Origin of the sequence: Streptomyces seoulensis (assembly GCF_022846655.1) — a bacterium.
In the GTDB taxonomy this organism is placed as follows: Bacteria; Actinomycetota; Actinomycetes; order Streptomycetales; family Streptomycetaceae; genus Streptomyces.
This window is the reverse complement of sequence record NZ_AP025667.1, coordinates 6,186,836-6,209,743: the sequence shown is the minus strand read 5'-3', so window position 1 is coordinate 6,209,743 and position 22,908 is coordinate 6,186,836. Positions and strand designations below refer to the sequence as shown.

At 71.7% G+C, this 22,908-nt stretch carries 22 protein-coding genes; 14 read left to right on the top strand and 8 right to left on the bottom strand.

Going from position 1 to position 22,908, the window contains the following annotated elements; genetic code table 11:
- Positions 1-9: 9 nt before the first annotated feature.
- On the top strand, positions 10-1,803 hold the full coding sequence (gene lysS / locus HEK131_RS28570; RefSeq protein ID WP_217462912.1) for a lysine--tRNA ligase: 1,794 nt from the start codon (positions 10-12) through the stop codon (positions 1,801-1,803).
- Positions 1,804-1,876: 73 nt separating this feature from the next.
- On the opposite strand, the gene HEK131_RS28565 is transcribed toward lysS, so the two are convergent.
- The 3 genes from HEK131_RS28565 to HEK131_RS28555 all read right to left on the bottom strand — a co-directional run bounded on the left by HEK131_RS28565 (position 1,877) and on the right by HEK131_RS28555 (position 5,070).
- Entirely contained in the window at positions 1,877-3,121 is a 1,245-nt protein-coding gene (locus HEK131_RS28565; RefSeq protein WP_244337694.1) for a DUF2637 domain-containing protein, read from the bottom strand.
- Between the two features lie 98 nt (positions 3,122-3,219).
- Entirely contained in the window at positions 3,220-4,113 is an 894-nt protein-coding gene (locus HEK131_RS28560; protein WP_244337692.1) for a DUF3558 domain-containing protein, read from the bottom strand.
- Between the two features lie 126 nt (positions 4,114-4,239).
- Complete coding sequence (locus HEK131_RS28555) at positions 4,240-5,070, bottom strand: DUF3558 domain-containing protein (RefSeq protein WP_244337690.1); 831 nt, start codon at positions 5,068-5,070, stop codon at positions 4,240-4,242.
- Between the two features lie 265 nt (positions 5,071-5,335).
- Here HEK131_RS28555 and HEK131_RS28550 point away from each other — a divergent pair, with 265 nt between their 5' ends.
- The gene (locus tag HEK131_RS28550) at positions 5,336-6,529 is read left to right on the top strand and encodes an RtcB family protein (RefSeq protein WP_244337688.1); all 1,194 of its coding nucleotides are present in this window, start codon (positions 5,336-5,338) and stop codon (positions 6,527-6,529) included.
- A gap of 19 nt (positions 6,530-6,548) precedes the next feature.
- Here the strand turns inward: HEK131_RS28550 and HEK131_RS28545 are convergent, their stop codons facing one another.
- Together HEK131_RS28545 and HEK131_RS28540 are read right to left on the bottom strand one after the other, a co-directional pair.
- Positions 6,549-7,322, bottom strand: a complete 774-nt coding sequence (locus tag HEK131_RS28545; protein ID WP_217462917.1) for an SDR family NAD(P)-dependent oxidoreductase — start codon at positions 7,320-7,322, stop codon at positions 6,549-6,551.
- A 63-nt stretch (positions 7,323-7,385) separates the two neighbouring features.
- Positions 7,386-7,724 carry a YnfA family protein gene (locus HEK131_RS28540; RefSeq protein WP_244337686.1) on the bottom strand — a complete coding sequence of 113 codons (339 nt, stop codon included), beginning with the start codon at positions 7,722-7,724 and terminating at the stop codon, positions 7,386-7,388.
- Here HEK131_RS28540 and HEK131_RS28535 point away from each other — a divergent pair.
- The 4 genes from HEK131_RS28535 to HEK131_RS28520 all read left to right on the top strand — a co-directional run bounded on the left by HEK131_RS28535 (position 7,717) and on the right by HEK131_RS28520 (position 11,145).
- Positions 7,717-8,364 carry a hypothetical protein gene (locus HEK131_RS28535; protein ID WP_244337684.1) on the top strand — a complete coding sequence of 216 codons (648 nt, stop codon included), beginning with the start codon at positions 7,717-7,719 and terminating at the stop codon, positions 8,362-8,364. The two genes, HEK131_RS28540 and HEK131_RS28535, sit on opposite strands and share 8 nt — an antisense overlap.
- Before the next feature lie 43 nt (positions 8,365-8,407).
- Complete coding sequence (locus HEK131_RS28530; protein WP_244337682.1) at positions 8,408-8,935, top strand: MarR family winged helix-turn-helix transcriptional regulator; 528 nt, start codon at positions 8,408-8,410, stop codon at positions 8,933-8,935.
- Between the two features lie 63 nt (positions 8,936-8,998).
- Positions 8,999-9,715 carry a response regulator transcription factor gene (locus HEK131_RS28525; RefSeq protein WP_217462920.1) on the top strand — a complete coding sequence of 239 codons (717 nt, stop codon included), beginning with the start codon at positions 8,999-9,001 and terminating at the stop codon, positions 9,713-9,715.
- Positions 9,715-11,145 (top strand): sensor histidine kinase, encoded by a 1,431-nt coding sequence (locus tag HEK131_RS28520; RefSeq protein WP_244337680.1) that lies wholly within the window; start codon positions 9,715-9,717, stop codon positions 11,143-11,145. The genes HEK131_RS28525 and HEK131_RS28520 overlap by 1 nt, the downstream gene beginning before the upstream one ends.
- Positions 11,146-11,327: 182 nt before the next feature.
- Here HEK131_RS28520 and HEK131_RS28515 read toward each other — a convergent pair whose 3' ends face one another.
- Together HEK131_RS28515 and HEK131_RS28510 are read right to left on the bottom strand one after the other, a co-directional pair.
- Complete coding sequence (locus HEK131_RS28515; protein ID WP_217462922.1) at positions 11,328-11,630, bottom strand: hypothetical protein; 303 nt, start codon at positions 11,628-11,630, stop codon at positions 11,328-11,330.
- A gap of 198 nt (positions 11,631-11,828) precedes the next feature.
- Positions 11,829-12,311: a hypothetical protein gene (locus HEK131_RS28510; protein WP_217462923.1), complete on the bottom strand. Its 483-nt coding sequence runs from the start codon at positions 12,309-12,311 to the stop codon at positions 11,829-11,831.
- A gap of 184 nt (positions 12,312-12,495) precedes the next feature.
- On the opposite strand from HEK131_RS28510, the gene HEK131_RS28505 reads away from it, so the two are divergent.
- On the top strand, positions 12,496-13,773 hold the full coding sequence (locus HEK131_RS28505) for a hypothetical protein (RefSeq protein ID WP_244337678.1): 1,278 nt from the start codon (positions 12,496-12,498) through the stop codon (positions 13,771-13,773).
- 303 nt (positions 13,774-14,076) lie between these two features.
- Here the strand turns inward: HEK131_RS28505 and HEK131_RS28500 are convergent, their stop codons facing one another.
- Positions 14,077-14,514 carry a hypothetical protein gene (locus HEK131_RS28500; protein ID WP_010353923.1) on the bottom strand — a complete coding sequence of 146 codons (438 nt, stop codon included), beginning with the start codon at positions 14,512-14,514 and terminating at the stop codon, positions 14,077-14,079.
- A 622-nt stretch (positions 14,515-15,136) separates the two neighbouring features.
- On the opposite strand from HEK131_RS28500, the gene hemL reads away from it, so the two are divergent.
- From hemL to ccsB, 7 genes are all read left to right on the top strand, one after another.
- Entirely contained in the window at positions 15,137-16,462 is a 1,326-nt protein-coding gene (gene hemL, locus HEK131_RS28495; protein ID WP_217462928.1) for a glutamate-1-semialdehyde 2,1-aminomutase, read from the top strand.
- A 53-nt stretch (positions 16,463-16,515) separates the two neighbouring features.
- Positions 16,516-17,172, top strand: a complete 657-nt coding sequence (locus HEK131_RS28490) for a histidine phosphatase family protein (RefSeq protein ID WP_244452170.1) — start codon at positions 16,516-16,518, stop codon at positions 17,170-17,172.
- Positions 17,173-17,316: 144 nt separating this feature from the next.
- Positions 17,317-18,633 (top strand): hypothetical protein, encoded by a 1,317-nt coding sequence (locus HEK131_RS28485; protein WP_244337676.1) that lies wholly within the window; start codon positions 17,317-17,319, stop codon positions 18,631-18,633.
- Positions 18,634-18,736: 103 nt separating this feature from the next.
- Positions 18,737-19,327 (top strand): TlpA family protein disulfide reductase, encoded by a 591-nt coding sequence (locus HEK131_RS28480; RefSeq protein WP_217462930.1) that lies wholly within the window; start codon positions 18,737-18,739, stop codon positions 19,325-19,327.
- Between the two features lies 1 nt (position 19,328).
- On the top strand, positions 19,329-20,102 hold the full coding sequence (locus HEK131_RS28475) for a cytochrome c biogenesis CcdA family protein (protein WP_217462931.1): 774 nt from the start codon (positions 19,329-19,331) through the stop codon (positions 20,100-20,102).
- 3 nt (positions 20,103-20,105) lie between these two features.
- A complete protein-coding gene (resB, locus tag HEK131_RS28470) occupies positions 20,106-21,797 on the top strand; it encodes a cytochrome c biogenesis protein ResB (protein ID WP_244337674.1) in 1,692 nt (563 codons plus the stop codon).
- Positions 21,794-22,894, top strand: a complete 1,101-nt coding sequence (ccsB, locus tag HEK131_RS28465) for a c-type cytochrome biogenesis protein CcsB (protein WP_244337672.1) — start codon at positions 21,794-21,796, stop codon at positions 22,892-22,894. The genes resB and ccsB overlap by 4 nt, the downstream gene beginning before the upstream one ends.
- Positions 22,895-22,908 lie beyond the last annotated feature (14 nt).

The following is a 22,908-nucleotide window of genomic DNA, read 5'->3' as shown; positions in this document are numbered from 1 at the left end:
TCTGGGATTATGGGTGGAGGCCGACGGAGGACAACCGCCGGACCGGCACCCCGAACTGAAGGAGCACCGATCGTGGCTCAGAGCCCCGACACCGCCGACTGGGTCTCCCGTTTCGCGGATGACGTCATCCAGGAGTCGGAGCGTCGGGCTCCGGGCAAACCGGTCGTCGTCGCCTCGGGGCTCTCCCCGTCCGGCCCGATCCACCTCGGCAACCTGCGCGAGGTCATGACCCCGCACCTGGTCGCGGACGAGATCCGGCGGCGCGGGCACCAGGTCCGGCACCTGATCTCCTGGGACGACTACGACCGCTACCGCAAGGTCCCGGCCGGGATCGCGGGCGTCGACGAGTCCTGGGCCGAGCACATCGGCAAGCCGCTGACCTCGGTCCCGGCGCCGGAGGGCTCCTCGTACCCGAACTGGGCCGAGCACTTCAAGGCCGCCATGGTCGAGGCGCTGGCCGAGCTCGGTGTGGAGTTCGACGGGATCAGCCAGACCGCGCAGTACACGTCGGGCGTGTATCGCGAGCAGATCCTGCACGCGATGAAGCACCGCGGTGACATCGACGCGATCCTCGCCCAGTACCGGACCAAGAAGGCACCGGGGAAGAAGCCGCAGCAGAAGGCGGTGGACGAGGCCGAGCTGGAGGCCGAGGAGGGTTCCGGCGCGGCCGCCGAGGACGACGGCAGCTCCTCCGCCGGGTACTTCCCGTACAAGCCGTACTGCGGCGACTGCGGCAAGGACCTCACCACCGTCACCTCCTACGACGACGACTCCACCGAGCTGGCCTACACCTGCACCGCGTGCGGCTTCGGCGAGACGGTCCGGCTCAGCGAGTTCAACCGCGGCAAGCTGGTCTGGAAGGTCGACTGGCCGATGCGCTGGGCCTACGAGGGCGTGATCTTCGAGCCGTCCGGCGTCGACCACTCCTCGCCGGGCTCCTCCTTCCAGGTGGGCGGCCAGATCGTCGGCATCTTCGAGGGCGAGCAGCCCATCGGCCCGATGTACGCCTTCGTCGGCATCTCCGGCATGGCCAAGATGTCGTCCTCGCGCGGTGGCGTGCCCACCCCGGCCGACGCGCTGAAGATCATGGAGCCGCAGCTCCTGCGCTGGCTGTACGCCCGCCGCCGCCCCAACCAGTCCTTCAAGATCGCCTTCGACCAGGAGATCCAGCGGCTCTACGACGAGTGGGACAAGCTCGCCGGCAAGGTCGAGGACGGCTCGGCGCTTCCCGGTGACGTCGCCGCGTACACCCGTGCCGTCGGCACCGCCGCCGGTGAGCTGCCGAAGACCGCGCACCCGCTGCCGTACCGCACGCTGGCGTCGGTCGCGGACATCACCGCCGGCCACCAGGACCAGGCGCTGCGCATCCTGTCCGAGCTGGACCCGGCGAACCCGATCACCGACCTCGCCGACGCGCGCCCCCGGTACGACAAGGCCGAGGCGTGGATCAACACCTACGTCCCCGCCGACCAGCGCACCATCGTGCGCGAGGAGCCGGACGCGGAGCTGCTGAAGTCGCTGGACGACGAGGCCCGCGAGTCGCTGCGTCTGCTGGTCGACGGGCTCGCCGGCAACTGGTCGCTGGACGGCCTGACCCACCTCGTGTACGGCGTGCCGAAGGTGCGGGCGGGCTTCTCCGCCGACGCCACGGCCAAGGAGCTGCCGCCGGAGATCAAGACGGCCCAGCGGACCTTCTTCGCCCTGCTGTACCACCTGCTCGTCGGCCGGGACACCGGCCCGCGTCTGCCCACGCTGCTGCTGGCGGTCGGTCAGGACCGGGTGCGGGCCCTGCTCGGGGAGTAGGCCGCGCATACGAGGAGGGGGCGCCCGGTGTCATACCGGGCGCCCCCTCTTCCGTGGGTCAGTCTTCCGCGGGTCAGGCGGTGTGTTCCATCTCGGCGTTGTGGCGCTCCTGGAAGTGCTCCACGAGCTTCTTCGCGGAGTCCTTGTCCAGCGTGATGCCGTACGTCGCCCGGACGTCGTCGGTGAAGACGAGGGGCGTCGGGTAACTGCCGTCTATCGACTGCCGGAAGACCTGGTAGAGGTCCTCCTCGTCCGGCTCGGCGGGCCCGCCGCCCTCGCCCAGCTCGCGGGTGCGGCCCGGGCCGACGGGGATGGGGAAGCTGCCGGTCTCCTCCGGGGAGGGCTGCTGGAACTGCTCCGGGAGCTGCTCGTCGTACCAGTCCCCGTACTGCTCCTCGGGGAAGTACTGGGGGTCGGGGCCGGGGTCGAAGGCCGGGTCGTAGCCGCCGTGGTAGTCGACGTCACGCGGGGGCGTCTGGAACCACGGGCTGTTCTCGTCCTCGGTCTCCGGCGCCTGCGGGGGCGGCTGTTCGCCGGGGGTCCGCCGGGCCGGGGGCGCCTCGGCGGGAGCCGGCGCGGGCGCGGCCTGGAGCGCGGCGGGAGCCGGCTGGGGGAGTCCTGGTGCCGGTTCGGGTGCCGGGGGCAGCAGTACCGGCTCGATGCCCGCCGCCGCGAGGCCGGCCGGGGCGGTCTCGGCGAGCGGGACGCCGTAGCGGGCCAGGCGCAGCGGCATCAGGGACTCCACCGGGGCCTTGCGGCGCCAGGCGCGGCCGAAGCGGGAGCGCAGGCGGGCCTGGTAGACGAGACGTTCCTGCTCCAGCTTGATGACCTGCTCGTAGGAGCGCAGCTCCCACAGCTTCATGCGGCGCCACAGCAGGAACGTGGGCAGCGGGGAGAGCATCCAGCGGGTGAGCCGGACGCCCTCCATGTGCTTGTCGGCGGTGATGTCCGCGATCCGGCCGACCGCGTGCCGGGCCGCCTCGACGGAGACGACGAACAGGATCGGGATCACCGCGTGCATGCCGGTGCCCAGCGGGTCCGGCCAGGCGGCGGCGCCGTTGAAGGCGATCGTCGCGGCCGTGAGCAGCCAGGCCGTCTGGCGCAGCATCGGGAAGGGGATGCGCATCCAGGTCAGCAGCAGGTCGAGCGCGAGCAGTACGCAGATGCCCGCGTCGATGCCGATCGGGAACACGTACGAGAAATTCCCGAAGCCCTTCTGGATGGCCAGCTCCCGGACGGCCGCGTACGAACCGGCGAAGCCGATACCGGCGATGATCAGCGCGCCGGTGACGACCACGCCGATCAGAACGCGGTGCATCCGAGTCAACTGCATTGGCGCGGCCACTCGTACTCCCCTCCCTTGCGTGTTGTTGCGCGCAACAGAGTGGCACAGGTGTGCGCCGAACGTGGTGTCGGTCAGTCCTTCTTGGGGGTGGAACTCGACGCCGAGCCCTTGGGGGAGGGCGACTTGGAGGAGTTGCCGGAGGAGTTCCCGGACGCGGCGGCGGACGGGGCCGAGGGCGAAGTGCCCTCCTTCTCGCGGCCGTTGGCGCCGGCCACTGCGGCGACCACTTCCTTCGCCGCCTTCTTCGCGTCCGCCGTGAGGTCACCGGCGTCCGGGGTCTTCTCGCCCGCGAGACCGGCGCCGTTGTAGTCGAGGGTGACGACGACGTTCTCCACGCGCGCGACCACCGTCTGCTGCTTGAAGGCGCCTTCCTTCTTCTTCAGGTCGTAGCGCACCGCGGTGGCCTCGTCGCCGGTGCCGCCGAGCGCCTCCGTCTTGGTGTTCTTCGCCCCCGAGGCGCCCTTGGCGTCCTCGACCTGACGCGTGTAGTACGCGTGCGCCTGCTCGTTGCCGCTGCCGCGGGAGGTGTCGGAGTCGAAGCGCAGCAGGGAGACGTTCAGCCAGCGGAACTGCGAGCCCTTGACGCCGTTGTTGTCCAGGCTGGTCCAGGAGCAGGAGGAACGGCTCGCGGTGTTGTCGCTGGAGCCCTTCTTGCCCGACTTGCCCGCCTCCGGGACCAGGTCGCCCAGCGTCTTCTTCGAGAGCACCCCGCACGGCTCGGGCAGCTTGCGGAACACGGACGCCTGCACGGTCGGGGAGGCGCTCGCCGAGGGCTGCTCCGAGCCGCTGCCGGTGGACGGCGCGGCGGAGGCGCCGGACTTGCCCGGAGCGTCACCGGAGTCGGAGGAACAGGCCGCGGTGATCAGTACCGCGGGGACGGCTGCCGCGCACACAAGGGCACGGCTCAGACGCGTGGCTCGCGGTCCACGCTGGGCACGGTCGTCTCGCTGGGCTGCTCGCTGCATGGTTCCTTCACTCGTGACGCTCGGTGTTCATGCGGGTTCCTGCGGGGCCACCGTACGCGGTACGCGCGGCACGCGGTCGCCGTTCGAGCGCCCGGGGGAAGGGGGTCCGGGGCGGGCGAGTGGGCGTCAGCCGTCGAGGGTGTCGGCCAGTTGAGAGGCCAGATCCCGTGCCCTGTCCTGCATTTCCTTGCTGTCCGGGACCGCGCCGACGGCCATCGGCTGCTCCTCGTAGTCGATGGTGACGACGACGTTGGACGTGCGGAACACCACAGTCACCGTCCGGGGTTCGGCGGTCGAACCGGAGGAGGCGAGCCGGTCGTCCAGGTACGCCTCGTCACCGAGGTCGGGCAGGACGCGGGGCTGGAGGTCGGTGGGCGCGGCGCTGCCGGAACCGCCGGCCGCGGGGGCGGTGGAGGCGTCGGCCGAGGGGCTGCCCGAGGGGTCGGCGGACGGGGAGGGGCTGCCGCTCGGGCTGCCGCTGGGCGAGGCGGGGGCGGAGAGGGAGGGGGCCGGGAGGTCGGCGGCCTCGGCCATGCCCTGGAACAGCTTCTGCGCCTGCGTGTCGTCGCTGACCGCGTTGTCGTACGACACCACGCGCTCGAAGTCGACCGAGAGGCGGTCGGTGGCGAGGGTGGACTCGACCTTCCAACGGCAGCCCACCTTGCGGTCGGTGTCGTAGGTCAGCGCGGGCACGCCCCGGTACGCCTTGTCGCGCTGGTCGGGGTCGGTGAGCTGCTGGATGCCGGGGAGCATCGCGCCGAGGGTGTCGTTGCCGACGGCGCCGCAGGGCTCGGGCAGCGTGCGGTACCGGCCGGGCTGCGCGGCGGCGGTGGCCGAGGCGGCGTCGCCGGGGTTGGCGTCGTCGGTCGGGGTGGTGCCGCCCGAGCCTGAGCTGCAGCCTGCCAGCAAGGCCGCGAGGAGGGCGGCGGTGCCGGTGATGTACGCCTTCCGCTGCACGGTCGGGCTCCTTAAGGACGGTGTGCGACCCGACGGCGGTGCCCGGTCGATGCTCCAGTGTCCCCGCTGGTTAATCGCTTGCCGCGGCGGGGCGCCTGCTGGACACAATGTGTATCGCACGCACCGCCGTGGACGCCGGTCCCCTGTCCTATTTCACCGGCCCTGGCGCCGCTTTTGCGTTCTGCCGGTCCGGGTGACTTCCGTGAGCATCGACCCTTTCCCGGCATATCAACGGTTCTGTCCTTCATGGGGGATTGAGTAAGAGATGTCGTACGTGGAGATACCGGGCGCCCGCGTCCCGGTGCGGATGTGGACCGACCCCGCCACGGTCGAGGAGGGCGCGCTGCGCCAGCTCCAGAACGTGGCCACCCTGCCCTGGATCGAGGGCCTCGCCGTGATGCCGGACGTGCACTACGGCAAGGGCGCCACGGTCGGCTCCGTCATCGCCATGCGCGACGCGGTGTGCCCGGCCGCGGTGGGTGTCGACATCGGCTGCGGGATGTCGGCGGTGAAGACGTCACTGACGGCGAACGACCTGCCGGGGGACCTGTCCCGCCTGCGCTCCCGCATCGAGCAGGCGATCCCGGTGGGCCGCGGCCTGCACACCGACGCCGTCGACCCCGGCCGCTTCCACGCCCTGCCGACCGCGGGCTGGGACACCTTCTGGTCCCGCTTCGACTCGGTCGCCCAGCCGGTCCGCTTCCGCAGGGAGCGGGCGGCGTTGCAGATGGGGACGCTGGGGGGCGGCAACCACTACATCGAGCTTCTGCTCGATTCCGAGGGCGCGGTCTGGCTCACCCTGCACTCCGGTTCCCGGAACATCGGCAAGGAACTGGCCGAGCACCACATCGGCGTCGCGCAGAAACTCCCGCACAACCAGGGCCTGGTCGACCGCGACCTCGCCGTCTTCGTCGCGGACACCCCGCAGATGGCGGCCTACCGCAACGACCTGTTCTGGGCGCAGGAGTACGCCAAGTACAACCGCACGATCATGATGGCGCTCCTGAAGGACGTGATCCGCAAGGAGTTCAAGAAGGCGAAGCCCGCCTTCGAGCCGGAGATCTCCTGCCACCACAACTACGTGGCGGAGGAACGGTACGACGGCAAGGACCTGTTGGTGACCCGCAAGGGCGCGATCCGCGCGGGCGCCGGTGAGTACGGCATCATCCCCGGCTCCATGGGGACGAGTTCGTACATCGTCAAGGGCCTCGGCAACACCGCCGCCTTCAACTCCGCCTCGCACGGCGCCGGCCGGCGCATGAGCCGCAGCGCGGCCAAGCGCCGGTTCAGCACCCGGGACCTGGAGGAGCAGACGCGGGGCGTGGAGTGCCGCAAGGACTCCGGCGTGGTCGACGAGATCCCCGGCGCCTACAAGAACATCGACCAGGTGATGGAGCAGCAGCGCGACCTGGTCGAAGTGGTGGCCAAGCTCAAGCAGTTCGTCTGTGTGAAGGGGTGAGCCGGCCGCCTGCCCGGCCTCACAGCTCCCGGTGGACCTTGGTGTTGGACGCCTGGGCCCGGGGGCGCAGGACCATGAGGTCCACGTTGACGTGGCTGGGGCGGGTCACCGCCCAGGTGATGGACTCGGCCACGTCGTCGGCCGTGAGGGGTTCGGCCACGCCCGCGTAGACCTTGGCCGCCTTCTCGGTGTCGCCGTCGAAGCGGGTCAGGGCGAACTCCTCGGTCTTGACCATGCCGGGGGCGATCTCCAGGACCCGGACCGGCTTGCCGACGATCTCCAGGCGGAGGGTCTCGGCGAGGACGTGCTCGGCGTGCTTGGCGGCGACGTAGCCCGCGCCGCCCTCGTAGGTGGCGAGCCCGGCGGTGGAGGAGACGACGACCACCGTGCCGTCGCCGCTCGCCTCCAGCTTGGGCAGCAGGGCCTGGGTGAGGTTGAGGGTGCCGAGGACGTTCGTCTCGAACATCGTGCGCCAGTGGTCCGGGTCGGCGGTGGCCACCGGGTCGGCGCCCAGCGCTCCGCCCGCGTTGTTGACCAGCACGCCGATGGTGCGGAAGGCACCGGCGAACTCGTCGACGGCCGCCCGGTCCGTCACGTCCAGCGGGTAGGCGGTGGCCGAGTGGCCCGCCTCGGTCAGTTCCTTCGCCAGCGCCTCGATGCGGTCGGCGCGGCGCGCGGTGAGCACCACCCGGTAGCCGGCCGCCGCGAGCTGCCGCGCGGTGGCCGCGCCGATACCGCTGCTCGCTCCCGTGACGACGGCGATACGGGACGCGGCGGAAGGGGCGCTGGCCATGGGCTGCTCCAGGAAGAGGGATCACTGACTCGCGTCCAGCCTAGGGCAGGCCCCGGGCGGGCCTCAGCCGCCGTTCCTCGGGGCCCACATGATCACGGCCATGCCGGCCAGGCAGATCAGGGCGCCGGTGATGTCGAAGCGGTCGGGGCGGTAGCCGTCGGCGACCACGCCCCACAGGATCGAGCCCGCCACGAAGATGCCGCCGTACGCGGCGAGGATGCGGCCGAAGTGGGCGTCCGGCTGGAAGGTGGCGACGAACCCGTACGCACCCAGCGCCAGCACCCCGCCGGTCGCCCACAGCCAGCCCCGGTGCTCGCGCACACCCTGCCAGACCAGCCAGGCGCCGCCGATCTCGAAGAGGGCGGCGACGACGAAGAGGGCGGCGGAACGCGCGATGAGCATGGGGGAAGCCTGGCACGCGGCCCCCGTTCACCTGTTGGAGGGCGCCTGCCGTCCGGCCGGCGTGGCATACATCGACAAGGCGGTCCGGCACTCGGGATCGGTGACGAAGGCGGAGTGGTGCGGCATGGGCGTGCGGACGAGGGCATGGCTGCTGCTGGGCGGCTGCGCGGGCGCGTTCCTGGGCGTCGGAGGACCGGCGCAGGCGGCCCCCGCGGCCGGGAGGCCGGGTCCGGATGCCCAGGCGACGGCTCCCGCGCCCCGCGCCGACCTGTCCTTCCACGGCAACGCGGTCATGGACGGCGACCGGGTGGAGGTCCGCCTCACCCCGCGGGACCACGGCCCCGCCGCCGTGCCGGAGGCGAGCGTGCGGCTGCGGTGGTCGGTGCCGCCCGCCGGGGCGCAGACGCTGCCCGAGGGGTGCGCGCGCACCGGCGAGCGGACGGTCGTGTGCGGCACCGGCGCGCTCGCGGCGGGAGGGGCCGGCCGGCAGATCCGGCTCGCCGTCCGGCTGCGCGCGCCCGCCTCGGAGGTGACCCTGGAGGTGGAGACCGCCTGGAACGGCGGGGTCGCCGACCCCGACCGCACCAACGACCGGCTGCGGGTGCTCGTCCTGGCCACCGGCGACGAGTACTGGTTCTGACCCGCGTACGGGCGCGGTGCCACGCGGACGCGAGGAGGACGGCATGGCCGGGAACGACAGCGCGCGGCCCAGGCTGCTGGCGGAGCTGGACGCCGTGTCGCGCCGCTACATCGCCTCCTACGCCCTGTTCAACCAGGCCGTCGCCGACCGCATCGGACTGCACCCCACCGATCTGCAGTGCCTGAACCTGCTCACGCTGGAGCCCGAGCCCGTCACCACCGGCCATGTCGCCGCGCTGACCGGGCTCACCACCGGCTCCGCGACCCGCCTGGTGGACCGGCTGGAACGCGCCGGGTACGTCGTACGGCGCCGGGACGCGGGCGACCGGCGCCGGGTGCTGGTCGTCCCCGTGCCGGAGCGGATCGCCGAGTTCCGCCGCGCGTGGGAGGAGCTGTCCGGCGACTGGTCGCGCATCTTCGGTGAGCTGGACGACACCGAACTGGCCGTGATCATCGGGCACATGGAGCGGACCGTCCGGTTCACCGGCGAGCGGATCGCCCGGCTGCGCGAGGGCCGGGACGCCGACGGGGGAGGCGTGAGCGCGGGGGCGGCGCCGGTGAGAGCCGGGTAAAAAGGGCGCCCGCGCGCCCCTGGGCCCCGGCCGGAGCGCCGCCGCCCTTGGCAGACTGGGGGCGTGCCCCACACTGTGCTCCTCGCCGAAGACGACCGTGCCATCCGCCACGCCCTGGAGCGGGCCCTGACCCTGGAGGGCTACGAGGTGACGGCGGTCGCCGACGGCGTCGAGGCGCTCGCGCAGGCCCACCGCACCCCGCCGGACGTGCTGCTCCTGGACGTGATGATGCCGGGCATCGACGGCCTCCAGGTCTGCCGGGTGCTGCGGGCCGAGGGCGTCCGCACCCCCGTCCTGATGCTCACCGCGCTGGTGGAGACCGCCGACCGCATCGCGGGCCTGGACGCGGGCGCGGACGACTACGTGGTCAAGCCCTTCGACGTGGAGGAGGTCTTCGCCCGGCTGCGCGCCCTGCTGCGCCGCACCGCCCCGGCCCCGGCGGACGAGCCCGGCCCGGTCCGCGAGGGCCGGCACTCCGACCGGCAGATCGAGGGCGCGGGCATCCGCATGGACCTCCAGGCCCGCCGGGCCTGGCGCGGCAGCCGTGAACTGGAGCTGACCCGCACCGAGTTCGAGCTGCTGGAACTGCTGGTGCGCAACGCGGGCATCGTGCTCGACCACGCCACCATCTACGACCGCATCTGGGGCTACGACTTCGGCCCCGGCTCCAAGAACCTCGCCGTCTACGTCGGCTACCTGCGCCGCAAGCTGGACGCGCCCGGCGCCCCGCAGCTCATCCACACCGTGCGCGGTGTGGGCTACGTGCTGCGGGAGGAGTAGTGGGTCCCACCTGGCGGCTGCCGGGCCGGTCCCGCACCGGGCTGCGCTCGCTGCGCACCACGTTCGCCGTGTCGTTCGCGGCCGTCACCGCCGCCGTCACGATCCTGGTCGGCATCCTGTCCTACGGTTCGGCGGCGCGGCTGGTCCGGGTCGACCAGCAGTCGGTGTTCACCCAGGTCGTGCGGGACGTCCGGGCCGAGGTGCGGCAGCACGCGATGACCCCGGACGACTTCTCCTCCTCCCGGCCCGGCCATGACCTGGTGCGGCCCGCCCGTACCGATGTGCAGGTGCTCGGGGCGCGCGGGGAGGTCGTGGACCACGGCGCCCCCGGTCTGCCCGTCACCGCCCGCGACCGTGAGGTGGCCGGCGCGCGGAGCGCGGGGGAGCTGGCCCAGCACAAGGACGTACGGGTGGGTGAGGACCTGTTCCGGGTGGCCACCGTCTCGCTGGGCCGGGGCGAGGGCGCGGTGCAGGTGGCGCAGGAGTTCAGCGACACCGAGGACCTGCTGCGTGCCCTGCAGCGGCGCACGCTGATCCTGATGGCGGCGGTGGTGGTGGGGGCCGGGCTGTTCGGCTGGTGGCTGGCCCGCCGCATCACCCGGCGCCTGGTGCTGCTGACCTCGGCCGCCGAGGACGTGGCCCGCACCCGCCGTCTGGGCATCCAGGTGCCGGTCACCGGGCCGGACGAGGTGGGGCGCCTGGGCCGCGCGTTCGACCGGATGCTGGGCCGGCTCGCCCAGTCCGAGGAGGATCAGCGGCGGCTGGTGCAGGACGCGGGGCACGAGCTGCGTACCCCGCTGACCTCGTTGCGGACGAACATCTCGCTGCTGCGCCGGATCGACGAACTGCCGCCGGGGACGCGGGAGGACCTGGTGGCGGACCTCACGCTGGAGGCGCGGGAGCTGACCGACCTGGTCAACGAGCTGGTGGATCTGGCCGCCGGGCAGTCCGACTCCGAGCCGCCGCAGCGGGTGGACCTCGCGGACATCGCGGAGGACGTGGTGGGGCTCACGGGGCGGCGTACCGGGCGGGAGATCGTGCTGACGGTGAGCGGGGACACGTACGCCGAGGGCCGTCCGGGGCTGCTGCAGCGGGCGCTGTCGAACCTGGTGGAGAACGCGGCCAAGTTCGACCGGGAGGGTACGGCGCCCATCGAGGTCCGGGTCTCGGGGGCGGCGCGGGCGGGGACGGTCCGGGTGGAGGTGCTGGACCGGGGGCCGGGTATCGCCGAGGGCGACCTGCTGCGGATCTTCGACCGCTTCTACCGGGCCGCCGACGCCCGCTCCCAGCCCGGCTCGGGGCTCGGGCTGTCCATCGTCCGCGAGATCGCCATGTCCCACGGCGGCGCGCCCTTCGCCAGCCGCCGGGAGGGCGGGGGCGCGGTGATCGGGTTCACGGTGGGCGGGGGTGTCGTGGGGGACTCGGACTAGGGCCTTTCTTCCGGATCAGGCCGACTCGGACCTACGGCGCCTTCTGGCCGACCCGAGCGGGGTCTGGCGCGTGCAGCTGCAAGGCGGAGGAGGGAGTCGACGCGGAGCGTCGGCGAGTGACGACAACGCCGCAGATGTGCGTGCCAGACCCCGCGACTGCGGCAAGATCCGGAAGACAGGCCCTAGGAGCGGCGCTCTTCCTCGGGGCCTCTGCGGGCCGCCGAGAGGGTCCAGGCCAGGTTGCCGACCGCCGCCCCGGCCGCGACCACGGCGACGATCACCCCGCCGGTGGTCAGCCCGTCGCTGAACAGGTGCGGACGCTGGTCGAGGCTGTGCAGGCCGAAGCCGCACAGTTCGTAGACCCCGACGGCCGCGATGGCGAGGCTGACGAAGAGCAGGGTCAGCGTGGGAGTGAGGTCGCGCACATCGGCGACCGGCGTCGAGGCGGTCCCCGCCGGTTCGGTCTCGGATCGTGTCTGGTGCATGTCTCCCCGATGAACTGGCTTGTGGCCGGAGGCGGTTGAAAACCTACGATACGTAGGGTCGGCCCGGTGCGGGCGTGCTTGCCGTGCGGTTGCTCCCTGGGTGTGGACAACGACGGCCGGCCCCTCCGGGCGACGGCTCTGGCGTCCGGACGGGCGAGCGGGGCCGCGCGCGCGGCCCCCTCCATCATGGCCGACGGCTCAGTGCCGCAGCGCCGTCCCCACGTCGGCCCGTATGTCGCCGGTCAGCTTGCGGTGGCTGCGGGCGGTGGCCCGGCCGGTGGCGCCGGCCGCCACGTCGTCGACGCTCACGACCACGGTGTCCTCGAGATCGCCCTTGGCGTTCTTGAAGTTGACCTGGACGACGAAGGACTTCCCGTCGCCGGTGGTGTTCTTCGCGGACACCTCGGTCGTCGGCACGCCGTCGGAGCCGGTGGTGACCTTGCCCAGCGACACGTCCTGCTTCGCGTTCACCCCGCCCTTGACCTTGTCCAGCTTCCGCTTGGCCTCCGCCGTGGCCGAGGCCACCGTGCCGGACGCGCGCGAGGCGAGGGAGGAGGCGGCGGACGCGGCCTTGCTGGCCTGGCCGGACGGGCTGGAGCCGTCCGAGCAGCCGGTCACCGCGACCCCGAGCGCCATCACCAGGGCCGTACCCGCGACTCGTCGCGTCCCGTGCGCTGCCATGCCGGCCTCCTGTGCGCTCGCCGTTCCTGCCTCACAGTGAAGAGGCCGTCGCCCCCGCCCGCACGCCGGGTGCGGCACGCGTGCGGTGCGGACACCTGAACGGCCCACCGTCGCTCGCGCCCGCGCCGGGGCCGGGGTCTGCTGCTCCCAGGGCACTGAGGGCCCCGGCGGAAGGTGGAGCGGCATGGCCGAGCGGCAGCCGAGCGACGATCTGGCCCGGCTCAGGGAGCGGGTCGACGCGCTGGAGGGCCGACCGGCGCCCGTACGGCACCGGGTGCGTTCGGCGTGCGCGGCCCTGCTGATCGTCCTCGGCTGTCTGCTCGCCCCGCTGGGCCTGGTCGCCGCGTGGACGGCCGACCTGGCGGACGACACCGACCGCTACGTCGCCACCGTCGCTCCGCTCGCCGGTGACCCGGCCGTCCAGGACGCCGCTGCCGACCGGATCACCAGCGCCCTGATGAGCCACCTCGACCTGGCCGACCTGCTCAAGGACGTCGCGCCCGCCGACCGCCCCCTGATCGAGAAGGGGCTCGGTCTCCTGGGCGGCTCGCTGGAGGACGCGCTGTCCGGCTTCGTGCGGGACAAGGCGCGCGAGGTCGTCGCCTCCGAGACCTTCGCGCGGTTCTGGACCGAGGCCAACCGGCGGCTCCACACGACCGTGGACAAGGCGCTGACCGGCAGTGGCGGGGGCGCGGTGCGGATCGAGGGCGACGCGGTCACCGTCGACCTCGCGCCCGTCATCGAGCAGGTCAAGGACAAGCTGGCCGACTCCGGGCTCAAGGCGGCGGAGAAGATCCCGGACGTGCACACCGACTTCACGGTTCTGCGCACCGAGAAGGTCGCCGACCTCCAGTCGTACTTCCGGCTGCTGCAACTGGCCGGGGTGTGGCTGCCGGTCGTGGCCGCGCTGCTGCTCGTGGCCGGGGTGCTGCTCGCCGTACGCCGCCGCCGGGCGCTGGTGGCGGCCGCGCTCGGTTTCGCCTTCACCGCCCTGCTCCTCGGTCTGGGCCTCACCGTCTTCCGCGCCTTCTACCTGGACGCGCTGCCCGCCTCGGTGTCCCAGCCCGCCGCCGGTGCCGTCTACGACACCCTGACCCGCTTCCTGCGCACGGCGGTGCGGGCCGTGATCGCGCTCGGCGTGGTCCTCGCCCTGGCCGCCTGGCTCAGCGGTCCCGGCCGCCGGGCGAGTGCCGTCCGGCAGATCTGGCACGCGGGCATCGGCGCGGCCCGCGCCCAGACCGACCGCCTCGGCCTGCGCACGGGCCCGGTCGGCCCCTTCGTCCACCGCCACCGGCACTGGATCGGCTGGCTGCTGGTGGCGGGGGCGGTGGTCGCGTTCGTCCTGTGGCCGCATCCCACGGGGTGGGTCGTACTCGGCCTCGCGCTGGCGCTGCTGTTCGCGCTGGCGGTGGTGGACTTCGTGGGGGCGGAGAGAGCGGAGGGGGTGGAGGGGGCGCGCTGAGACACAGCCTCAGCTCACACTCATCCCCCGCTCCGGCCAACTCCCGCGCTCCGCGTGGAGCGCGTGGCGGTGTCCACGGAGAGGGCGCGGTGCATCTCCGCCGGATCATCACCGAAGACGTACCGAACAGATCCCGACCCCTCGAACTCTTTCCTGAAGTACACGATCGCTGCCACTACCAGTCACCCCGAGCTGGCTGCCGTCTCCACGACCGTAGTCCACGGCTCTGTCGGCGAATCGGGCAGGTGATGAAGGCGAGATCGGGGCGTCGCTGAACTGGCAGCTACCCCGAAGTGTCCCGGCCTACGGCCACACGAGGCAGTACGGCTGGTGGCCCGCCTCGTGCAGGCGGTGGCTGAAGTCCTGCCATTCGTGCAGGAGTTGGTAGACGTTGAAGGCGTCGCGGGGGCCGCCGCGGTCCGGGACCGTGGACCAGATGAAGGCTGCCGCGCCGACCGCTTCCTCGCCGATGTCGCGCAGGGGGTCCACCACGGTCATGGGGAGCTTGACGACCGCGTAGTCGGGGTGCAGGACGACGAGTTCGAGCGGCGGCACCTTGTGCAGGGGCACGCCCTCGATGCCGGTCAGCACCATCGCGGCCATCGTCTCCGGCTTGATCTTGGTGAACATGCCGTTCATGCCCAGCTCGTCGCCGCCGAGTTCCTCGGGACGCATGGAGATGGGGACGCGGGCCGCGGTCGCACCGTCCGGCGCACCGAAGTATTTGTACGTCACCCCCACCCGACCACCATTTCTGCTCCCCGCCCCGAGGCGGGCCGCCCGGTCGTCGGACGGGGGGCCTGCCGGCAGGTCCGGACCGTGGTCCGGGAGGTCCAACTGCCGGTCCAGCCGCCGGTCGCCGCGCTCGGGCTCACTCGGTAGACCCTGTGCCTGACGTGCGTCAGCCTGACGTGTTTCGGTCGCTTCCTCCGCTTCGCGCCGGTGCCTTCCCCGCCGGGCTCGCCGAGGACCCAGGTCATCAGTCCCCTCGCCCAGTCCGCCACCGCGATGCATATCTCCACCCGAGTGCTTTTCTAGGACGCGTGGCCCCCGCCGCGCAACCCGATCATCGTGTCAGTGACCTCCCCCACGGCCGCCCGCCGAAACGTGCGGTGAAACCGAAGTCCGCAGGATCTTCCCGGTCCCTGATCAGTACGTGCCGTATGAGGTGTGTGTATCAGGTGTCAGTCTCGCAGATCGGCAAAGACCGGCCAGGGAGGTCGGCCGGATCGGCTCCACGAGTGCCCGGACACCCCGCCCCGCCCCGCCCGGACGGGCCACGGCACCGCCGCCGGGCGGCTCCGCCTACCCTGAGGGGGTCACCACCCAACCGGAGTCCGAGAAGTCGGAGAAGCCGCACGTCATGAGTGCCCAGAGCGAAACGCCCTATCCCTACGACGCGCCCGCCTCGCAGGCGCTCTTCGACCGAGCCTCCGTCGTCACACCGGGCGGCGTGAACTCCCCGGTGCGCGCCTTCCGCGCCGTCGGCGGCACGCCCCGGTTCATGGTCTCGGGCAGCGGGCCCTACCTGACCGACGCCGACGGGCGGGAGTACGTCGACCTGGTGTGCTCCTGGGGTCCGATGATCCTCGGGCACTCGCACCCCGAGGTCATCGCCGCCGTCCAGGAGGCGGTCGCGCGGGGCACGTCCTTCGGCACGCCCGGCGAGGGCGAGGTCGCGCTCGCCGAGGAGATCGTCGCCCGCGTCGAGCCCGTGGAGCAGGTGCGGCTCGTCAGCAGCGGCACCGAGGCGACCATGTCGGCGATCCGGCTGGCCCGCGGCTTCACCCGCCGCGCCAAGGTGATCAAGTTCGCGGGCTGCTACCACGGCCACGTCGACTCCCTGCTGGCCGCGGCCGGTTCGGGCCTCGCCACCTTCGCGCTGCCCGACACCCCCGGTGTCACCGGCGCGCAGGCCGGCGACACCATCGTGCTGCCGTACAACGACCTCGAAGCGGTGCAGGAGGCGTTCCACCGGTACCCCGGCGAGATCGCCTGCGTGATCACCGAGGCGTCGCCGGGCAACATGGGCGTCGTCCCGCCGGAGCCCGGTTTCAACCAGGGCCTGAAGGACGCCTGCGCCAAGAACGGCGCGCTGTACATCTCCGACGAGGTGATGACCGGCTTCCGTACGAGCAAGGCCGGCTGGTACGGCGTCGACGGCGTCAAGCCCGACCTGATGACCTTCGGCAAGGTGATGGGCGGCGGCTTCCCCGCGGCGGCGTTCGGCGGGCGGGCCGACGTCATGGCGCACCTCGCCCCCGCCGGCCCGGTGTACCAGGCGGGCACCCTGTCCGGTAACCCGGTCGCCACCGCCGCCGGCCTCGCGCAGCTCCGGCTGCTGGACGACGCGGCCTACGACAAGGTCGACGCGGTCTCCGCGCAGATCCAGTCGCTGGTCACCGAGGCGCTCACCAAGGAGGGCGTGGCCCACCGGCTGCAGAACGCCTCCAACATGTTCTCGGTGTTCTTCACCGACCGGCAGGTGCGCACCTACGAGGACGCCAAGCGGCAGGAGTCGTTCCGCTTCACCGCGTTCTTCCACTCGCTGCTGGCGAACGGCGTGTACCTCCCGCCGTCGTCCTTCGAGTCCTGGTTCGTGTCCACGGCCCATGACGAGCGGGCCATCCAGAAGATCGCCGACGCCCTCCCGGCGGCGGCCCGAGCCGCCGCGGAGGCGACCGCGTGAGCACCCCCAGCGAGAAGAAGGCCGGCGACAAGGACGTCACCGTCGTCCACCTGATGCGCCACGGCGAGGTGCACAACCCCGACGGCCTGCTGTACGGGCGGCTGCCCGGCTACCACCTCTCCGAGCTGGGCCGGAAGATGGCCGAGCGGGTCGCCGAGCACCTGGCCCCGCGGGACATCACGCGGGTCGTCGCCTCCCCGCTGGAGCGGGCGCAGGAGACGGCCACCCCGATCGCCAAGGCGCACGGTCTCGACCTCGCGACCGACGCCCGGCTCATCGAGGCCGACAACGTCTTCCAGGGCAAGGCCTTCGGTGTCGGGGACGGCGCGCTGCGCAACCCGGACAACTGGAAGCACCTGGTCAACCCGTTCCGGCCGTCCTGGGGCGAGCCGTACATCGACCAGGTGGTGCGCATGATGGGCGCGCTGGACGCGGCCAAGGACGCGGCGCGCGGGCACGAGGCGGTGCTGGTGAGCCATCAGCTCCCGATCTGGATCGTGCGCTCCTACGTCGAGCGGCGCCGGCTCTGGCACGACCCGCGCAAGCGGCAGTGCACGCTGGCCTCGCTGACGTCCTTCACCTACCTCGGTGACAAGATCGTCTCTGTCGGCTACAGCGAGCCCGCGATCGACCTGGTCCCGGCGCATCTGCGGGCCGGTGCGAAGCCGCAGAAGGGCGCCGACGTGCAGGGCAAGGCCTTCGGGGCCTGAATCGGCTCCGGAATCCGCACATTCGGTGTACTAAGTGTGACTTTGCCGTGTCCGCCGCGAAAGAGCGGCGGATCATGGAACCTCCCCGTTCGTCACATCATCTGACTGGGTGACACCAGTGGGCGTGACGAATCGGGGAGCTTCATGCAGACCATCACCCGGAGGGGAATACTCGGCCTCGGCGCGGGTGCGGCGGCGGCCGGACTCGTCGGCTGCGGCACCTCCGCATCCGTGGACGGCGGCAAGCACCCGGGCGGCTCCGGCCGCAGCGGCAAGCCCTCGCCCAGCGGCAGCGCGCGCCCCGAGGCCCGCCCCATCGGTGACGGCTCCACGTCCTTCACCGGCAAGCAGCCCCACCAGCCCGCCCGTCCCGTGCCGCTGGAGCCGGGTCAGACCCCGCCGCAGTTCGTGGTCTTCTCCTGGGACGGCGCCGGCGAGGTCGGCAACGGCCTCTTCCCGCGCTTCCTGGACCTGGCCAAGGAGCACGGCGCGAGCATGACCTTCTTCCTCTCCGGGCTGTATCTGCTGCCCGAGTCGAAGAAGCGGCTCTACGACCCGCCGAACAACCCGCGCGGCGCCTCCGACATCGGCTACCTCACCGACGAGCACGTCAAGGCCACGCTCACCAACGTCCGCCGGGCGTGGCTCGAGGGCCACGAGATCGGCACCCACTTCAACGGGCACTTCTGCGGCGGCTCCGGCACGGTCGGCAACTGGACGGCCGCCCAGTGGCGCAGTGAGATCGACCAGGCCAAGTCGTTCGTCAAGCAGTGGCGCACCAACACCGGCTGGACCGACCTGCCCGCGCTGCCCTTCGACTACGACAAGGAACTGGTCGGCGGCCGCACCCCCTGTCTGCTCGGCCAGGACAACCTGCTGCCCACCGCCCGCGAGCTGGGCTGGCGCTACGACGCCTCCTCGCCCGGCGGCCGCCAGATGTGGCCGGTCAAGAGGAAGGGCATCTGGGACCTGCCGTTGCAGCAGATACCTTTCCCCGGACACTCCTTCGAGGTGCTGTCCATGGACTACAACATGCTGGCCAACCAGTCGGTCAACTCGACCAAGGCTCCCTCGTACAACTACCCGGGCTGGCGCAAGCAGTCGGCGCAGGCGTACATCAGCGGCTTCCGGCGGGCCTACGAGACGAACCGGGCGCCGTTCTTCGTCGGCAACCACTTCGAGGAGTGGAACGGCGGCATCTACATGGACTCCGTCGAGGAGGCGTTCAAGCACATCGCGCGCGAGAAGGAGAAGGGCGCCGACGTGCGGCTGGTCTCCTTCCGGCAGTTCACGGACTGGCTGGGCGTCCAGCGGCCCGAGGTGCTGGAGAAGCTGCGCACGCTGGACGTCGGCCAGAAGCCGGCCGGAGGCTGGAAGGGGTTCCTCGCAGACGCGGGGAACGGCGCGGGGAGCGGCACGGGCGGCAAGGGCGGCAAGGGTGCCGACCCGGACGCGGCGTGACGATACGTCCGTAATGCCCTGTGTAAATACGCCCTGAAAGGCGCTTTTCCGCCCGGTAGGGGGGCGGGCGAAACCGCCGGAACAGCCATGCGAAACTTTTCACATGAGTACCCGTAGCCGCGCCGCCCTGCTCGGTGCCGTGGCCGCCGCCGCGGCCCTGACCCTGTCCGCGTGCGGCAGCGGCGGGACCTCCGGCGGTGGCGGCGACACCAACTTCGTCACCGGCCACAACGGCATCGACACCGCGTCCAGGGGTGACCGCGCCCAGGCCCCCGACCTGTCCGGCCGGACCATCGACGGCAAGACCCTCGATGTCGCCGACTACAAGGGCAAGGTCGTCGTCCTCAACGTCTGGGGCTCCTGGTGCGGGCCGTGCCGGGAGGAGGCCAAGTACTTCTCCAAGGTCTCCAAGGCGTACGCGGACAAGGGCGTGCAGTTCGTCGGGATCAACACCCGCGACACCAGCACCACCCCCGCGCTCGCCTTCGAGAAGGCCAACGGGATCTCGTACCCGAGCCTGTACGACCCGACCGGCAAGCTGATGCTCCGCTTCGAGAAGGGGACGCTCAACCCGCAGCTCATCCCCTCCACGCTGATCCTCGACCGGGACGGCAAGGTGGCCGCGCGGGCGCTGGAGGCGCTCGACGACACGGCCCTGCTGAAGATGCTCCAGCCGGTCCTCGCGGAGAAGTGACGTGAGCGCCCTGCTGACGCTCGCCGCCGTGACGAGCCGCAACGAGACCGTGCTCAACGGCGCCCTGCTGCTCGCCCTGCCCGTCGCGGTGCTCGGCGGACTCGTCTCCTTCTTCTCGCCCTGCGTGCTCCCGCTGGTCCCCGGCTACCTCTCCTACGTGACCGGCGTCACCGGCACCGACCTGGCGGATGCCCGGCGCGGCCGGATGGCCACCGGCGCCATCCTGTTCGTGCTCGGCTTCACCGTGGTCTTCGTCTCCGGCGGCGCCCTGTTCGGCTACTTCGGGCAGACCCTCCAGGGCTACAAGGACGTCCTGACGAACGTGCTCGGCGTCCTGATGATCCTGCTCGGCGTCTTCTTCATGGGCCTGATGCCCTGGCTGACCCAGCGCGAGTTCCGCTTCCACAAGCGTCCGGCCACCGGGCTGGTGGGCGCGCCCGTGCTCGGCGCCCTGTTCGGGATCGGCTGGACGCCCTGCATCGGCCCGACCCTCGCCTCCGTCGTCGCGCTCTCCTCCCAGCAGGCGAGCGCGGGCCGGGGCGCGATACTGACCGTCGCGTACTGCCTCGGGCTCGGCGTGCCCTTCGTGCTCACCGCGATCGCCTTCCGTAAGGCGCTCGGTGCCTTCGGCTGGGTCAAACGCCACTATGTCTGGGTGATGCGGGCCGGCGGCACGATGATGATCGTGACCGGCGTGCTGCTGCTGACCGGCGCCTGGGACCACCTGGTGCAGGAGATGCAGACCTGGTCCGACGGCTTCTCTGTGGGGATCTGAACGATGAGCGACACCGAAACCGACAAGAGCCGGGACCAGGAAGGACTGGGCGCGGCCGGCTCACAGCTCTCCACCGCTCCCCAGGAGGACACGGCGACCCAGCCGGGCCTCGGCGTCATCGGCTGGGCCCGCTGGTTCTGGCGGCAGCTCACCTCGATGCGGGTCGCGCTGCTGCTGCTCCTGCTGCTCTCCCTCGGCGCGATCCCCGGCTCGCTGATCCCGCAGACCGGCGCCGACGCGAGCAAGGTCGAGGCGTTCCGCGCGACCCACACCACGCTCGCGCCCGTCTACGACAAGCTCGGGCTGTTCCACGTCTACAGCTCGGTGTGGTTCTCCGCGATCTACATCCTGCTGTTCGTCTCCCTGATCGGCTGCATCGTCCCGCGCACCTGGCAGTTCGTCGGCCAGCTCCGCGGCCGGCCGCCGGGTGCCCCGCGCCGTCTGGACCGGCTGCCCGCCTACACCACCTGGCGCACCACCGCCGAGCCCGAGCAGGTCCGCGAGGCCGCGCTCGCCCTGCTGAAGAAGCGCCGCTTCCGCGCCCACACCGCCGGTGACGCGGTCGCCGCCGAGAAGGGGTACGTGCGCGAGCTGGGCAACCTGGCCTTCCACATCTCGCTGATCGTCCTGCTGGTCGCCTTCGCCTCCGGCCAGTTGTTCAAGTCCGACGGCACCAAGCTGATGGTCGAGGGCGACGGCTTCTCCAACGCGCTGCCGATGTACGACGACTTCAAGTCCGGCAGCCTGTTCCACAACGACGACCTGGTGCCGTTCAGCTTCGACCTGCTGGACTTCAAGGGCACCTACGAGCTAACCGGACCCAGCCGCGGCACCCCGCGCACCTTCGAGGCGAAGGTCGACTACAGCGAGGGGGCGTACGGCAGGACGCGCTCCAAGCTCGTCCAGGTCAACGAGCCGCTGAAGATCGACGACGCCAAGGTCTACCTGGTCAGCCACGGCTACGCGCCCGTCATCACCGTCCGCGACAGCAAGGGCGAGGTCGTCTACCAGGACGCGGTACCGCTGCTCCCGCTGGACGGCAACGTCACCTCGCAGGGCGTCGTCAAGGTCATGGACGGCTACCACGACGCCAAGGGCAAGCGCGAGCAGCTCGGCATCCGGGCCTTCTTCCTGCCGACCTACGGCGGCGGCGCCTCCGTCCTCTCCGAGTTCCCGGCGCTGCTGAACCCGGTGCTCAACCTGGAGCCGTACCACGGCGACCTCGGCGTCGACTCGGGCCTGCCGCAGAGCGTGTACCAGCTCGACAAGAAGCACATGAAGGGCTTCAAGGACGCCCAGGGCAAGCAGCTCCGGGTCAACCTCAAGCCGGGGCAGACCATGAAGCTGCCCGGCGGCGCCGGGACCGTCACCTTCGGGAAGGACGTCAAGGAGTGGGCGGGCTTCCAGATCGTCCAGGAGCCGGGCGGTGCCTGGGCCCTGGGCGGCGCGCTCACCGCCATCCTCGGCCTCGCCGCTTCCCTGTTCATCCAGCGCCGCCGCGTCTGGGTGCGGGCGGTGCCCGGCGCCGACGGCGTCACGGTGGTCGAGATGGGCGGGCTCGGCCGCAGCGAGTCCGCGAAGGTCCCCGAGGAACTGGGCGACCTCGCCGGAATCCTCTACGACCAGGCGCCCGGCGCCCCCGACACCCACGAAGACACATCCCGCGCAGTACCTGCCGAAGGGGCTGAGAAGTGACTCTCGCCGCCGCGACCGAACTCGCCACCGCGACCAACGAGCATCTGGCGAGCATCAGCAACACGCTGATCTACTCCTCGATGGCCGTGTACACGCTGGCCTTCTTCGCCTACATCGCCGAATGGCTCTTCGGCAGCCGCAGCAAGGTCGGCCGCACGGCCGCCGCGCTCACCGCCGACGCCAAGCCGGCCGGGAGCGCGCCCGCCGTCACCGTGAAGCAGGCGGGCGGCACCACGGTGCTGGAGCGCCCGAAGGTCGTCGTGCGCTCCGCCGCCGGAGCCCGCGACGTGCCCGACGGCCCCGGCGCCCACGGCGGTGACGTCCAGGGCGACATGTACGGCCGGATCGCGGTCTCCCTCACCGTGCTCGCCTTCCTGGTGGAGCTGGCCGGTGTGGTCGCCCGCGCGGCCTCCGTGCAGCGCGCCCCCTGGGGCAACATGTACGAGTTCAACCTGACCTTCTCCACCGTCGCGGTCGGCGTCTACCTGGGCCTGCTCGCGCTGAAGAAGAACGTCCGCTGGCTCGGCCTGTTCCTGATCACCACCGTCCTGCTGGACCTGGGCCTCGCCGTCACCGTGCTCTACACCGCCAGCGACCAGTTGGTCCCGGCGCTGCACTCGTACTGGCTGTACATCCACGTCTCCACCGCGATCTTCTGCGGCGCGGTGTTCTACGTCGGCGCGGTCGCCACGATCCTGTACCTCTTCAAGGACTCCTACGAGAGCAAGCTGGAGAGCGGCGGCACGCCGGGCACCTTCGCCCGCTCCGTGCTGGAGCGGCTGCCCGCCTCCGCCTCGCTGGACAAGTTCGCCTACCGGGTCAACGCGGCCGTCTTCCCGCTGTGGACGTTCACGATCATCGCGGGCGCGATCTGGGCGGGCGACGCCTGGGGCCGGTACTGGAACTGGGACCCCAAGGAGACCTGGTCCTTCATCACCTGGGTCGCCTACGCCTGCTACCTGCACGCCCGCGCCACGGCCGGCTGGAAGGGCCGCAAGGCCGCCTACCTGGCCCTGATCGCCTTCGGCTGCTGGCTGTTCAACTACTACGGCGTCAACATCTTCGTCAGCGGCAAGCACTCGTACGCGGGCGTGTGAGCGCCCCGTCGGCG

Bases quoted from the DNA above. Each gene is read 5' to 3' on its own strand.
- lysS (WP_217462912.1), top strand. From the start codon at position 10: ATGGGTGGAGGCCGACGGAGGACAACCGCCGGACCGGCACCCCGAACT.
- HEK131_RS28565 (WP_244337694.1), bottom strand. From the start codon at position 3,121: ATGCACCGCGTTCTGATCGGCGTGGTCGTCACCGGCGCGCTGATCATC.
- HEK131_RS28560 (WP_244337692.1), bottom strand. From the start codon at position 4,113: ATGCAGCGAGCAGCCCAGCGAGACGACCGTGCCCAGCGTGGACCGCGA.
- HEK131_RS28550 (WP_244337688.1), top strand. From the start codon at position 5,336: ATGTCGTACGTGGAGATACCGGGCGCCCGCGTCCCGGTGCGGATGTGG.
- HEK131_RS28545 (WP_217462917.1), bottom strand. From the start codon at position 7,322: ATGGCCAGCGCCCCTTCCGCCGCGTCCCGTATCGCCGTCGTCACGGGA.
- HEK131_RS28535 (WP_244337684.1), top strand. From the start codon at position 7,717: ATGAGCATGGGGGAAGCCTGGCACGCGGCCCCCGTTCACCTGTTGGAG.
- HEK131_RS28540 (WP_244337686.1), bottom strand. From the start codon at position 7,724: ATGCTCATCGCGCGTTCCGCCGCCCTCTTCGTCGTCGCCGCCCTCTTC.
- HEK131_RS28530 (WP_244337682.1), top strand. From the start codon at position 8,408: ATGGCCGGGAACGACAGCGCGCGGCCCAGGCTGCTGGCGGAGCTGGAC.
- HEK131_RS28515 (WP_217462922.1), bottom strand. From the start codon at position 11,630: ATGCACCAGACACGATCCGAGACCGAACCGGCGGGGACCGCCTCGACG.
- HEK131_RS28510 (WP_217462923.1), bottom strand. From the start codon at position 12,311: ATGGCAGCGCACGGGACGCGACGAGTCGCGGGTACGGCCCTGGTGATG.
- HEK131_RS28505 (WP_244337678.1), top strand. From the start codon at position 12,496: ATGGCCGAGCGGCAGCCGAGCGACGATCTGGCCCGGCTCAGGGAGCGG.
- hemL (WP_217462928.1), top strand. From the start codon at position 15,137: ATGAGTGCCCAGAGCGAAACGCCCTATCCCTACGACGCGCCCGCCTCG.
- HEK131_RS28490 (WP_244452170.1), top strand. From the start codon at position 16,516: ATGCGCCACGGCGAGGTGCACAACCCCGACGGCCTGCTGTACGGGCGG.
- HEK131_RS28485 (WP_244337676.1), top strand. From the start codon at position 17,317: ATGCAGACCATCACCCGGAGGGGAATACTCGGCCTCGGCGCGGGTGCG.
- HEK131_RS28480 (WP_217462930.1), top strand. From the start codon at position 18,737: ATGAGTACCCGTAGCCGCGCCGCCCTGCTCGGTGCCGTGGCCGCCGCC.
- resB (WP_244337674.1), top strand. From the start codon at position 20,106: ATGAGCGACACCGAAACCGACAAGAGCCGGGACCAGGAAGGACTGGGC.